Annotated in this window: 9 protein-coding genes; 2 read left to right on the forward strand and 7 right to left on the reverse strand. The window is 43.1% G+C overall.

All coding sequences use genetic code 11. The features are described from left to right. Positions 1 to 121 precede the first annotated feature (121 nt). Complete coding sequence (locus ACMXYW_RS09195) at positions 122 to 805, forward strand: winged helix-turn-helix transcriptional regulator (protein ID WP_415884373.1); 684 nt, start codon at positions 122 to 124, stop codon at positions 803 to 805. 53 nt (positions 806 to 858) lie between these two features. Here ACMXYW_RS09195 and ACMXYW_RS09200 read toward each other — a convergent pair whose 3' ends face one another. Next, positions 859 to 2,847 carry a methyl-accepting chemotaxis protein gene (locus ACMXYW_RS09200; RefSeq protein ID WP_415903816.1) on the reverse strand — a complete coding sequence of 663 codons (1,989 nt, stop codon included), beginning with the start codon at positions 2,845 to 2,847 and terminating at the stop codon, positions 859 to 861. Positions 2,848 to 3,311: 464 nt separating this feature from the next. Then, positions 3,312 to 5,837 (reverse strand): diguanylate cyclase domain-containing protein, encoded by a 2,526-nt coding sequence (locus tag ACMXYW_RS09205; protein WP_415903817.1) that lies wholly within the window; start codon positions 5,835 to 5,837, stop codon positions 3,312 to 3,314. A 472-nt stretch (positions 5,838 to 6,309) separates the two neighbouring features. Between ACMXYW_RS09205 and ACMXYW_RS09210 the strand changes: the two genes are divergently transcribed. Then, positions 6,310 to 8,028 carry a protein adenylyltransferase SelO gene (locus ACMXYW_RS09210; protein ID WP_415903819.1) on the forward strand — a complete coding sequence of 573 codons (1,719 nt, stop codon included), beginning with the start codon at positions 6,310 to 6,312 and terminating at the stop codon, positions 8,026 to 8,028. 235 nt (positions 8,029 to 8,263) lie between these two features. On the opposite strand, the gene ACMXYW_RS09215 is transcribed toward ACMXYW_RS09210, so the two are convergent. From ACMXYW_RS09215 to ACMXYW_RS09235, 5 genes are all read right to left on the reverse strand, one after another. Then, positions 8,264 to 9,169 carry an HDOD domain-containing protein gene (locus tag ACMXYW_RS09215; RefSeq protein ID WP_415903821.1) on the reverse strand — a complete coding sequence of 302 codons (906 nt, stop codon included), beginning with the start codon at positions 9,167 to 9,169 and terminating at the stop codon, positions 8,264 to 8,266. Positions 9,170 to 9,441: 272 nt separating this feature from the next. After that, positions 9,442 to 10,743, reverse strand: coding sequence for an AMP-binding protein (locus ACMXYW_RS09220; RefSeq protein ID WP_415903822.1), 1,302 nt, complete (start codon positions 10,741 to 10,743; stop codon positions 9,442 to 9,444). After that, positions 10,737 to 11,678, reverse strand: a complete 942-nt coding sequence (locus ACMXYW_RS09225; protein ID WP_415903823.1) for an enolase C-terminal domain-like protein — start codon at positions 11,676 to 11,678, stop codon at positions 10,737 to 10,739. The genes ACMXYW_RS09220 and ACMXYW_RS09225 overlap by 7 nt, the downstream gene beginning before the upstream one ends. Further along, the gene (gene menB, locus ACMXYW_RS09230; protein WP_415884366.1) at positions 11,675 to 12,526 is read right to left on the reverse strand and encodes a 1,4-dihydroxy-2-naphthoyl-CoA synthase; all 852 of its coding nucleotides are present in this window, start codon (positions 12,524 to 12,526) and stop codon (positions 11,675 to 11,677) included. Before menB ends, ACMXYW_RS09225 begins: the two co-directional genes overlap by 4 nt. Then, the gene (locus ACMXYW_RS09235) at positions 12,519 to 13,292 is read right to left on the reverse strand and encodes an alpha/beta fold hydrolase (RefSeq protein ID WP_415903825.1); all 774 of its coding nucleotides are present in this window, start codon (positions 13,290 to 13,292) and stop codon (positions 12,519 to 12,521) included. The genes menB and ACMXYW_RS09235 overlap by 8 nt, the downstream gene beginning before the upstream one ends. Between the last annotated feature and the right edge of the window lie 3 nt (positions 13,293 to 13,295).

The raw sequence follows: 13,295 nt of genomic DNA on the forward strand, positions 1-13,295 counted from the left end.
TGTAATCAATCAGAGCATTGATACTAATTTGAAGTTCACTCTTTGAATGCTATCTAAACCGTAGCATTAAACTACAGATTCTGTAGTTAAGAATAAAAACGAAAAAATAGTAGAGATTTATATGCAGTACATGCAATTTTGCCCAATCGCTAAAGCCTCGGAGCTACTTTGCGAAAAGTGGACGCTTCTTATCGTCCGCGAGCTACTCATGGGTGGAAAACGCTTTAATGATTTTCAGCGCGGCATGGCTGCTATTTCCCCTACTATGCTGACTAAGCGCTTAAATGAGCTGACAGCAGCTGGGATTGTGATTCGTAAAAAGATTCCTAACCAACGGGGTTATGAATATTTTTTAACCGAACAAGGCAAAGAACTGTTGCCGATCATTCAGCAAATTGGTGATTGGGGCATGCGTTGGACAAGAGGCCAGATCTCAGACAGTGAACTCGATATTGAACTGCTGATGGTTTATCTAGAACGCAGCATTCAGACAGATAAACTCCCAGATGGCGCAACTACAATCTGCTTTAACTTTAGCGACCGCGAACACTTAGCTAAATGGTGGGTAATGGTCGATGGTAACCATAAAGATGTCTGCACTACAGACCCTGGTAAAGAGGTCGATATCTGGTTTAATACCGATCTGCGTACCATGATTGAGATCTGGATGGGCGATATCAGCTACAAAGCTGCGATCAGACAACAGCGCTTGAACCTTATTGGACCCAGCTCCTTAACAGCCAATGTCAGCCGCTGGATGAGTAATAGCATGTTTGCCGATATACCGGCGGCTAATGAGATTTAAACTACAAAAGGCCTTCATCATGAAGGCCTTTTTTATATATTATGACTAACCCATTAAGTTTTAAACTGTGCGATCAGCTGATGCAGATTACCCGCAGATTGCGATAGGTGCTGTGTCGCTTGTGCGGTTTCACCAACACCCGTGGCATTCTCAATTGCCAACTGATGAATGTAGTTTACGTTCTCGCCGATCTCATCGGCCACACAAGATTGCTGCTCTGTAGCACTAGCAATTTGCAGCATCATTTCACTGATACGTTCTGCACCGGCACCTATAGAGATAATCACATCATTCATCTCTTTGGTGCTTTGAAGTGAAAGCTGAGTTTTCTTGATGCTCACATTCATAGATTCACTTGCTCGGCGCGTCCCCTCTTTTAGCTGGGTGATGATCGATTCGATATCGCGTGTTGAATCCTGCGTTCTTTGTGCAAGGGAGCGAACCTCATCAGCAACCACTGCAAAACCTCGACCATGATCGCCTGCTCTAGCCGCTTCAATCGCCGCATTTAATGCCAATAGGTTGGTCTGTTCGGCAATGCTCACAATCACGGCTAAGATAGAGTCGATCTGGGCACTGTACTCTTCTAGATTTAGGATCGCTTGATTGGACTGATCCACCTCATGGGAAAGCTCAGCAACGGATTGCATGGTTTGCTCTATCCCTTTCTGAGCGGCGACGACTTCTCTAGATGCATTTGATGTGGCATCGGAAACATTCTGAGCGTTAGAGGCAACCTCTTGAACCGTTGCCACCATCTGCACCATTGCCGCAGAGATCTTTGTTAATTCGTTTTGTTGCAGCTCAGTATTGGTATGAGTTTGCGTAGTAATAACTGATGTTTCTTCACTACTACGTGCCATCTGCTCGCTGATACTGATCATATCGGCAACCATTTTACGTAGATTCTCCGCCATAATAGCCATCGAGCTATAGGCGCTGCCGTGTTGCTGATTTGCATCAATGGCTAAGGTTAAATCACCGGATGCGATGGTGTCGGCTACCTGTTTCATCTCGTGTGGCTCACCACCTAACGGGCGTGTAATCGATCGAGAAAACACATAAGCCACAGCAATGACGATAACCATTGAGATTAATACCGTAACCAGAACCGTCATCTTCAAGCCAGACACAGATTCAAGAGCTTCAGCCACATCAATTTCTGAGATAAGTGCCCAGGTAAGATCCCCTACCTTCACCGAAGTATACGCCGACAATACAGGGTTACCGTTGTAATCGATCAGCTCAGTTACGCCTTCATTATTATTTAATGCTTCACGAACCGAAACTGAATCGATACCGTTTTTAGCAACAGTACCTGCAAAAGACGCGATCACAGAGTGACCTTCAGGATCAAGGAAAGAGTCAGAACGCATGCGCTTATCAGAGCCAACCAGATAAGATTCACCTGTTTCTCCCATACCATCGCGCTCTTGCATAATCGCACCGATCTTTTCGATCGATAGCTGTAACGCTACTACGCCAGCAAACTGACCGTTCTGTTGGATTGGATAAGCAATAAAACTAGCCGGAGCATTCGCACTCGGTGCGTAAGGTGCAAAATCTTCTAATACAAATTTGTTCTCATCACGGGCATTTCTGAAAGCATTAGCTAGGCCAGAATCACGATACGGGCCTGATAGTAGGTTAGTGCCGTAATCCGCTTCGCGTGTCACTGTATAGAAGACAGTGCCTGCTGGGTTGATTAGGAAAAGATCATAATAATCGTAGGCGTTTATATACTTTGCGAAGAAGCTACCATCACCCCCTTTTACACCAAGCATCTGTTCAATGCTATCTAGAGTATGTCCTGCTGAAGTCATGGAATTGATCATCTCAGAGAGCATCATCACATCGCCTTCACGCTCAGCAAAGTAAGACTCGATCTGATTTTGCTTAATGCTGCGTACCGCTTCTAGCTTATTAAGCGCTTGATCACTTAAGCTGCTACTACTGGTATAGGTAAGAAATGCTCCCAAAATCAGCATAGGTACAATACCGATCGCTAAGAAAATGATGGTGAGCTTGCGAGATAGTGTCATCTTAAAAAACTCCATTTTGATTAAAGACCCTAAAAGCAGGACCCGCAGGCTGCCATAGTTTTTAATCAAAACCTATAGAGAGCTATCTGTTTAATAATGACCAAAATATTTTATTAATATCTTCTAAAATAAATCAATTAATGATTTTTATAGATATTTTAAAAGAAGATTGGGAGTTTTTAATGCATTATTTTGGTGCGCAATATTTTTCATACAAGCGTTTAACACTCTACTAAAGAACATAGAAAACAGTACTATTTGCCGCACACAAATTAGGGTTGTAGTAACCATTTACTACACTTTCCTATAGAGAATAAGATAAGCAATAAGATTTAGCACTAACTAAATTAGTAGATATTTTGAAACAAATATTTAAGAAGTCTGTAATAAAATATAAACACCAATACATTAATACCAGCTTATTTAGAATAAAAAGATTCAAAAACAAGCAGTATAAATAATATTTAAGAAGCCTTCTTCGCAAAGGAGAAATTATTTTTTCCTTCGGTTTTTACGCTGTACATCGCCTTGTCTGCGAACTGTATTAACTCTTCTGGATCAAGAGCATTATCAGGGTAAAGGGAAATACCGATACTCACACCAATATGGATCTCTTCATTCCTATCGTACAAGTAACTATTTTTAATGCGATCTAATACTGTTCTAGCAACTTGGCTAGCATCATTTGGCTGATTTATTTCACTGAGGAGAATAATAAATTCATCACCACCTATCCGCGCAACAGTATCAGACTCTCTTACACTGCTTTTGAGTCTTTGTGCGGTCTCAATCAATACCTTATCGCCCACATCATGACCAAAGTTATCATTGACCTCCTTAAAACCATCCAGATCAATAAACAACACTGCCGCTTGCTGGTTATTACGCTTGGCTAAATCAAGCACCTTACTCAAGCGATCCATGCATAAGCTACGTGTAGGCAAGCCTGTCAAAGTGTCATGAGTCGCGTGATATTTAAGCTTACGTTCGTTTTCTTTCCGCTCAGTGATATCTTCTTGTAGCGCAACATAGTTAACTATCTTGCCTGAAGCTGAGGTGATTGGGTGAATAGAGGCACGCTCCCAATAAAGCTCTCCTGACTTTTTCCTATTCTGGAATTCGCCATGCCACTCTTGCCCATGCTGTAATGTTTCCCAAAGCTCCCGATATTGTTTTATCGGCGTGTTTCCCGATTTGGTCATATTACTTTTGTGGCCCACAGATTCTTCCCTGCTGTATCCGGTAAGCTCAGTATATTTTTCATTCACATACTGAATCATCCCATTGGGATCAGTAATAATGACCGACGCAGGGCTATGCTCCACAGCTAATGATAATTTGCGCAATTGAGACGCTTGTATTTTTTGCGCTCGGTTTTGAGCCTGAGAAAGACTGACGGTTAATGCTGTTAACCAGATTGCAACCACCGCCAGCATCCTGTTTGTGATAACAACCCAGTCTTGCCCACCTTCTGGGGAGAAATGGTAACCCACATATACCAAGGCGGTCGCAATGATAGCTAAACCAAGCGTGTACTCACGCCTAGGGAAGAGTTTGCCGGTTAAAACGAAGAAGATATAGGGCAACCCACACGCCACCCCAAGCGGTAAAAGAAGGTCAAGGCTAAACAGGGCTACACCCAAAGATAAGGTAAATAGAACAAGAACAACTGTGACCTTGCTCTCTTCTACCATTGATAACCCCCGACTGATCAAACGATCGGTTTCAACACGCTGTCTATTTTTGTAAGACAAAGACAAATGCCACAAAAATAGTGAACCAAATCCTATTGCAACGACAGACACCGCACTTGCTTGTGAAGCGGCTTGGATAAATGGTCCTCTCATCTCCTTAACATCAATTTTTGCAACCAATCCTGCCTCTAGTTTTGGAATAGGTGTGTACGCAGCCAATACATTTGCCCCCCGATAATCAACATCAGGTGTCATCCCTGTTCTTCCTGCTAAAGCCTGCTTAATCGCGTTGGAACGAGGCTCAGCCACATGAAAACTGCTTATTGGGCCATCTGAATTCCTAGGTTGCGTGAGATAGGTAATTTGATATTCATCGAAACGGCCAATTAGATATTCTCCGCTTTCACCGAATCCAGGGGATTCTTGGAGCGCTGTACTAACTTGCTTTAATGTTGCCGCAAACGCCCCTCCTGGGAAGTCAGCATCGTTATATTTTGCGTCGAAGTCAGCCACGGAATTGATCAAGCTAGCCTGAGTTTCCACCATATCTAACAGGCTAGATCTCTCAATATCCCGAGCATATTGATAGAGCAACCCTAACGAACTGATCATTACTGCAAATGCCACTGCAGCAAGAAGTAAAGAACGATAGATTAGCCACTCTTTAGTGCTGGTTCCTGACTTCAAGGCGAAGGTTTCTTGGTTAGAATGGTCTTCCTCTTCTATCTGGCTAATTAACAGAGTTCCCAAAACAATAATAAATAGAGCTATCAGCGCTGCATTAATGCTCGCATCAATAAAGGGCTCTTGAACTTCCGTCATATCAATTTTTGCTACGATACCTATATCCAATACAGGTATAGACTGATAAGCAGCTAAAACTTTTCTGGACTCATAGTCGAGGCCTATTATGGTTCCCGACTGATCATTCAGTGCCCGCCGCATGGGTTCTGCAGCACTGTCATTTATAGGTATTGGCTGAGGGGGCTGATTGAGTTTGCGCGAGCTCATTAAAAATTCTATATTGCCACCGTTTAATCTCCCGACAACAAACTCCCCGGTTTCACCAAAACCATTCTTCAATTCAAATGAGCTTCGAACTTGGCTAAGGGTCGCACCTACTGCACCTTCAGGGTGGTCTACGCGGCTATATTGGGAATCAAACGCAGCGATGGCATTGATGAGGCGGGCTTTGCTGGAGACAAGCGAGACAAGACGAGACTTCTCAGCCTCAACCGCTGATTTGTACAGGATACCAATAGAAGCAATAGAAGATATCGCTCCGACTAACATCATTATTATAATTATGGACCAGAAGTGCTTTCGCGATTCTCTTTTAAAGACCATTTTAGCAACCGAGTAGAGTTCCCAAATGCTTACATAGCCCCTTCACTTCTCACACTATGTAATCAAACAATGGGGTATAGATTTACTATAGACGCTAAACCGCTTATTTCTACGGACTTCAGTATGAACTTAGGGCCTAAAAAAACAGTCATAAAGGCGGCATATGTTCATTTTTTAAACAAAAATTCAAAAATAATGTAGCAAGCCAAAAACTTATTACGGATCAGTTCTGAACTTGGATCTTTGCAAAGATACAAATCGAATCAACACCAGATTTGATGACTTGAACAGAATTAAGAAACTAAACTTTCAAACCGTTCTAAATGCATAGCAGCAATAAAAGATCTTTAGCCTCTTTCCAAACGTAAGAGGATATCTGAAACTACACCAGCCAGCGTTTATGCCTATTTATGGAGCTACAATGATCGACCCAACTGCTACAAATAATGAACCTGCTATCGTTACACTTGATGACCTTGCAGCTCTGGCCGACTATTCACTTTTAGAAACGCTCAATGCTGATCCAGATGCTACCGAAAACGGTATTGATCATTTTCCCAGAGAGATTTTTTCTGGACATTACGTGCCAGTAAACCCAACACCCATCAGTGAGCCTGAATACATCGCACATAGCCACACACTCTTTCAAGAACTAGGCTTTAATGACGCATTAGCACGATCGGAAGGGTTCAAGCGAATGTTCTCTGCCGACCTTTCTCAAGTACCAGAACCTTTGCGTCAACAAGGCTGGGCCTGTGGTTATGCCCTTTCCATCTACGGAAATGAGTACTATCAACAATGCCCATTTGGCACAGGCAACGGTTATGGAGATGGGCGAGCAGTCTCTGTTTTAGAAGGTATCTTCAACAATAAACGTTGGGAGATGCAGCTTAAGGGCGGCGGTCAAACTCCATATTGCCGCGGCGCAGATGGCCGTGCAGTTTTACGATCAAGTGTGCGAGAATTTTTAGCGCAAGAGCATATGCATGCCCTCGGCGTACCAACATCAAGATCATTGAGTCTTTTTGCTTCGAAATCTGAAACGGTCAGACGCCCGTGGTATTCAGAAGGCTCTCATTCGCAAGATCCCGATATCATGGTCTATAACCCGGTTGCGATCACAACACGTGTAGCACCGTCGTTTATTCGTGTCGGTCAATTGGAGCTTTTTGGGCGTCGCGCTCGTAAACAAGAACACCCTAAAGCACTCGAAGAACTCGAGATGTTGGTTCTGCACTTGATCGACCGTGAATACAGCGATCTGATCGACCATGAGCTATCGCTACCAGAGAAAGCACTATTACTCGCTCAAGCTTTCCGCGACAGACTTACCTCTCTTGTCAGCAACTGGATTCGAGTTGGCTACTGCCAAGGCAACTTTAATAGCGATAACTGTGCTGCGGGTAGTTTTACCTTAGATTATGGTCCTTACGGCTTTATGGATGAGTTTGATCCACAATTCCAACCCTGGACCGGTGGTGGGCATCACTTCTCCTTCCTAAATCAGCCTTTAGCCGCTGAACAGAATTTCCATATGTTCTGCGTAACCTTAGCTCCTCTATTCCAAACTGTTCCTGAAGGGATAGAGCAGCTTAGTGAAATCAGAAACGGTTTTGCAGAGGCCATGAGCAATCAAATGGAAGCAATGTGGGCCGCAAAGCTAGGGCTAGATAAATTTGAGCCAGAACTAGTAAAAGAGCTGTTAGCTCTGATGACGCAGACCCAAACTGATTACACTCTCTTCTTCCGTGAACTATCCAACCTGCCAGAGAGCTTAGAGCCATTAACAAATAGCTTTTACCAAACGCCATCTAGCAAACTAAGCGAACGCTGGAAAGATTGGCTCAATCAATGGAACACTGCCTTGGATCTGGCTAATACCGCTCTGAATCGTTCGCCAGAAGAGTGTATTCAGCAGATGAAACAGGTAAACCCTAAGTACACTCTACGTGAATGGTTTGTACAACCTGCCTATCAACAAGCTGCGGAAGGTAATTACGAGCTGATCAGAGAACTTCAGAAAGTAATGACTCAGCCTTATGCTGAACAATCACAAGAAGTAGAATACAAGTTCTACAGATTAAGGCCTTCTGAACTAAATGGCCTTGGTGGCTTATCTCATTACAGCTGTTCGTCGTAAAGATTTAAGCTGAGCCCAAAAGTCCCAATATATAAACAATAATTCCAATATTGGGACTAATCAGAGTGTTTTCTGATAGTTCCAGTGCATATCAGCCTACGAAAGTAACCAGACTTTTCACTAGATAACTGCTACAGACGAAGGAAATCCTTGAGGCAGAAACACTTCACCATGAGGTCCAAGCACTTTTTCTAGATAACAAACCAGTATTAACTAATAAACAGTAGGGTAGATTTTATCTCAACCTTAGCTTTTCAAGTATCTGATAGCACTCATTGGATATAACTGGTAGTTCTTTCACCAGTTCATTTACTGGGAAATTTACTTTAGGCCAACTATCGTGGTGACAGAAGCTACGAATTTCGCTAGTCAATTTTGCTTCATCCCAATCAGGCCATTCTGGGTTCTTTTCAATTAAAACACTCACCAAATCTGCGAACTGGACAACTAAAACTAAGCTCCGCAATTCTGCTGACACTTCGTTGTGTTTGCTTATATCGTAGTTATGGTGATAACGAATCATGTCTACAATTACTTTCGGCAACTGCCATTTCTTCGCCGCAATAAAGCCAGCATCGGCATGGGTAAAACCAAGTACTCCTTTCTCTACCTCAGGTAATTCTATCGGCGTGTCCCAGCCCTTAGCATCTACGACATCAATGGCTTTAGCTGTCATTTCAAACAGTACGAATCGGCCTATGTCATGTAACAAGCCTGAAGTAAATGCCAGCCCTTTATCCACGTTAATATCTTTTAGATGGATCGCCACAAACTTCGCAATATGAGCTGTTTCAATTGAGTGCTGCCAAATGGCTTTTTGCTGATCTGTTACGGGGGTGAAAACTCGAGCAACCGATAATGTTGTTATAATCGATAATATTTTATCTGTCCCAACCCGAATCAGTGCTTCATGCAGATCAGTTATGACATGGGAATGTGCCGAAGAGGCTGAGTTAGCAATTTTAAGTACTCTTGTTGCCAGCGGAGGGTCTGCTTGAGACAACTCAGTCACTTTGTCATAAAAGAAGGGAGAATTTGTATCAAGCGCCATCAAATCACAAACAACAGAAGGCAGAAGCGGTAACTGTTGAACACGCTCTTCTATTCTTGATAAAGTGAGTTTTCTTTTCTTAGTTGTCACTTTCAACGCTCTCATTCTTTAAAAAACACTTCGACCTGTTTCGCCGTCAAGAGTTTTTAATAAAAATAGCCATATACCAGCATACATCCTCTGTTTTCAGTATATCAGTTTGCTCAAGTACTATTAAATTAGCCTGTAATGATTGTTGTGCAGAGCATCCACTTTGGCACATTGCAGTATTAATTTAATAGCTATTATTAATTCGTTTTCCTGTAAATAAGATTTATCGTTTGAGGTCAGAAACGTCTATTTTTGTTAGTAACAGATAACGCTTATCGCTCTTTTTCAGCTAGAGCGGTGAGTTCATTACGAGATAACTTGAGACCTTTCACCATCATAGAATCAGGTATGTAGGCAAAACCAACGGGAATCATAAAACTGGGTAATAATCTTTTCAGATCGGATTTAATCTGAGCAAAGCAGCAATCTGGATTTGTCCAGGCAAAAGGTCGATAGCCAAATTCAGGACAAGGAACAGGAACCACTATCGCTTGAGTAACACCTACCAACTTGAGTAATTGTTTCTCAATCATTTCCGGCTGAATATTTTCGCCACCGCTAATAAACTGATTATCCTTACGCCCTGTTATCAGCAGTCTATTATTCTCCCAGCGGCCGATATCACCTGTCTTGAAATATGCACTTGGCGATCTCAATTGGTTACCAACAAGATAGCCTGCAAATAAACTCTTACCTGCCAGTAAGATCTCACCCTCTTCATCAATCTTTAGCTCGACACTGTCTAACACCGCCATTGAGCCATCATCAGCTTCAGTACAAGCCTGTGACGATATTTCGCTCATGCCATAAGTCTTTCTTAACGGCAGGTCAGCACATGAACGTAATAGTTTTTCGGCAGTCGGACCACCGCCTATCAGCAAGGTTTTTAACCTTAAATCCTTTATATTGTCAGCTGATGCTTTAAAGCGTTGTAACTGTGTCGCAACCATCGAAGCATGCGTTATCCCCATTTCCTGTAGAAATAATGGATCTTCTACACGACCACCTATAGTCAAAGATGAACCAGATACTATTGCCCTGAAAAGTACGCTAAAGCCACCGATATGGTAGATCGGCAATGATACATGCCAATGGTCAGACGAGTCGCAAGGATTGATCATCGCTGAGGCTTTAGCGCTGGCTATATGGTTCGAGAAACGATGACACACCAGTTTAGGTGTTCCAGTAGATCCCGATGTAAAAATCCCATTCACTATGGATGGATCGACAACACCCTCTTCATGTTCTTCATGGAGTGCCGCTACCCCATGCTGATCTATAAAATACGCATACCGGTTAAGAGCTTTTAATTCATTTAGTTGGTTCTCGCTGAATGAAGGATTGAATGGCACAGCCACCGCGCCTAATTCCATAATGGCACAGCTTAAAATAAGCGTATCAAGGGTATTTTCAGCTTTATAAAGAACAAGTTGATGCTCTCTTAAACCGAATGAATACAGCTCATCTCTCTTAGATTTGATCAGACGATTAAAAGCCTCATAAGAATAGCGATGATGCTCATCACCCAGCGTACTGCCATTGCCATAATGCCTTTCGAGGAGCGTTTCTAACATAGCCGCGCAATCTCTTTACAATCTACCAATGGGACTGTTTCCGCTCTAAGCTTAATTTTTGCGGGCTGTAGGTCTTTTGCAAGATACTTAAGAGTATCCAGACCCTGCTCCTCGGTTAACTCAAGATCCCGAGCCAGTGAATGATAAAACTCCAATGAGACATTGCTTTCAAAGCTACTGGAAAGCACACAGGCTATTCCCCTCTCACGAGCCAATTCAGCAAGTTCTATAGTCCGCTGTAACCCACATAGCATTGGCTTTAATACCCAGGTTTTAGCTGTAAAGAATATTTCCGGAACAGGCTTTAGCGGATCAAGTTCGCGGAGAGATTCATCAAAAGCAATCGGCAACCCGTTAGATCGATAATGGTCGAGGCACTTAAGCGGCTCTTCCACATAATCGATTTGTGACGTATTGAGTGCTTGCTGTAGAGCTTCCAGTTCTTCTATCGTCCATGTCCGGTTGGCATCAACTCGCAACTTTTGATGAGGTTCCAAATAAGCTAATACAGATTTTAAAGACAAAACATCATTCTCGAATGATTGATGCCCTGCTTTGATTTTTATTCGATGGCTTTCGGAGCTCTTATCAATAAGCGAACAGGATCGAACAGCTGTAGAACGCAAAGGATACTCAAGTTGATACCACGCAGCTTCAATTGCAAATCGCACACTTTGGTATAAGTGATTTGGACTAGGGGAAGCGGAAAAATCACTCGAATTAAGCATCAATAACTGCTGCTTACATTGTTCTAGGGTTTCATTTGAAAAACCCGGTAAGGGTGCGACCTCTGTATAAATACTCTGATCGTCAAACAACCAGTGTAGTAGCAATCCCTGTCTAGTGTTGAGTGTTTTCCGCTTACCACCCATATTAAAAACAAAGGGAGAGGTAAACGGAATTTCATACTCAAAAATCCTGACCTTAGGGATCATGGCTGCCGTTTAAATCGCTTAAAGTCAGGTGGACGTTTTTCATTGTAGGCATTACGGCCTTCCTGCCCTTCCTCGGTCATATAAAACAGCATAGTCGCGTTACCGGCTAGCTCCTGAAGACCTGCTTGCCCGTCTATTCCAGCATTGAAAGCACTCTTTAACGTTCTCAATGCCATAGGTGAAAGCCTAAGCACTTTTCTGCACCACTCAACCGTGGTTAGTTCTAGGTTTTCTAAAGGTACAACCTTGTTTACTAGGCCCATATCTAGTGCTTCTTTTGCATCGTACTGATCACATAAGAACCAGATCTCACGGGCTTTCTTCTGCCCTACGATACTTGCCATATAACTGGCACCAAAACCACCATCGAAAGACCCTACCTTAGGGCCGGTCTGGCCAAATCGAGCATTCTCTGCAGCTACGGTCATATCACACACCAGATGTAATACATGACCCCCACCAATGGCATAACCCGCTACCATCGCGATAACTGGCTTAGGTAGGCTTCTGATCATCTTCTGGAGATCCAGAACATTAAGGTGATGAACGCCAGACTCATCTTCGTAGCCCGTATCACCTCGAACTCGCTGATCCCCGCCTGAACAAAAGGCCATATCTCCTTGCCCAGTCAGAATAACCACACCTACCTGATCGTCATAACGTGCATCATTGACTGCCGCAATCATCTCTTTAACCGTTTGTGGGCGAAAGGCATTACGTACTTCAGGACGATTAATAGTGATTTTAGCGATACCCTCCGCCTTGTGATAAAGGATATCTGTAAATTGCTGCCCGCAATCAACCCAATCTGCGCCCTTCTGGATACTGCTGTCTGCAGGGTTAGTCATGAATAAAGTCCGTTAAAAAATTAGATAAAATCCTACTCACACCACAGACCTGATCACTGTGACAATTATGGCCTGCACCTGAGATAACATGATGAACGATATTAGCATGCTGTTGAACGAGCTGTTTTGCTAATTCGGTGTATTTTTTATCATGCTCTCCTGTGAGATAGGTAATAGGGTGAGCAGCAAGAGAGGATGTCATATCCTGCTGATTAGCCACAGATAGAGTCAGTAACAGGTTTCCTAAAACAGATGGATCAGTTTTATGCCGTTGATAGATCTGTTCCGCTGTATCTTTTTCCCTACCGTTAAACACACCTTGTTGATACCACTGCTCCAAAGTGAGCTTAAGATCCTGCTGACTAAACCGTTGCTGCCAAACTAAATCACTGTCTAGCCGCGCTTTGTCGCCGGGGAGGCCCGGGTGACCTCCCTCAAATAAAGCACCACAAATTGAACCAGGATTATCCCTCAACCAATGCATCCCGATACGTGCACCCAGAGAATACGCTAGTAAAAACACCGGTTGTTTAAAATCGGGAAGTTGCTGCCACAACCAACGGCTATAACCTTCAATATCTGTCACCTCTTTTGGGAAGGAAAGAGGCAAAGAGAGATAAATAATATTCAGTTTCTGACTATCTGGGAGAAGATCTATAACGGGTTTCCAATCATCCTGCCCCCCCATAAAGCCATGGAGACAGAGTATAACGGGGGAACTTTCGGCTAATATCTGGCCTTGGCAATAAGGATGGTCGATCAGCATCTA

This window comes from Neptuniibacter sp. QD48_55, from assembly GCF_047778115.1.
GTDB lineage: Bacteria > Pseudomonadota > Gammaproteobacteria > Pseudomonadales > Balneatricaceae > Neptuniibacter.

What these genes read in the sequence shown, in the direction of transcription:
- ACMXYW_RS09195 (WP_415884373.1), top strand. Translation starts at nt 122, where the DNA reads ATGCAGTACATGCAATTTTGCCCAATCGCTAAAGCCTCGGAGCTACTT.
- ACMXYW_RS09200 (WP_415903816.1), bottom strand. Translation starts at nt 2,847, where the DNA reads ATGACACTATCTCGCAAGCTCACCATCATTTTCTTAGCGATCGGTATT.
- ACMXYW_RS09205 (WP_415903817.1), bottom strand. Translation starts at nt 5,837, where the DNA reads ATGATGTTAGTCGGAGCGATATCTTCTATTGCTTCTATTGGTATCCTG.
- ACMXYW_RS09210 (WP_415903819.1), top strand. Translation starts at nt 6,310, where the DNA reads ATGATCGACCCAACTGCTACAAATAATGAACCTGCTATCGTTACACTT.
- ACMXYW_RS09220 (WP_415903822.1), bottom strand. Translation starts at nt 10,743, where the DNA reads ATGTTAGAAACGCTCCTCGAAAGGCATTATGGCAATGGCAGTACGCTG.
- ACMXYW_RS09225 (WP_415903823.1), bottom strand. Translation starts at nt 11,678, where the DNA reads ATGATCCCTAAGGTCAGGATTTTTGAGTATGAAATTCCGTTTACCTCT.
- menB (WP_415884366.1), bottom strand. Translation starts at nt 12,526, where the DNA reads ATGACTAACCCTGCAGACAGCAGTATCCAGAAGGGCGCAGATTGGGTT.
- ACMXYW_RS09235 (WP_415903825.1), bottom strand. Translation starts at nt 13,292, where the DNA reads ATGCTGATCGACCATCCTTATTGCCAAGGCCAGATATTAGCCGAAAGT.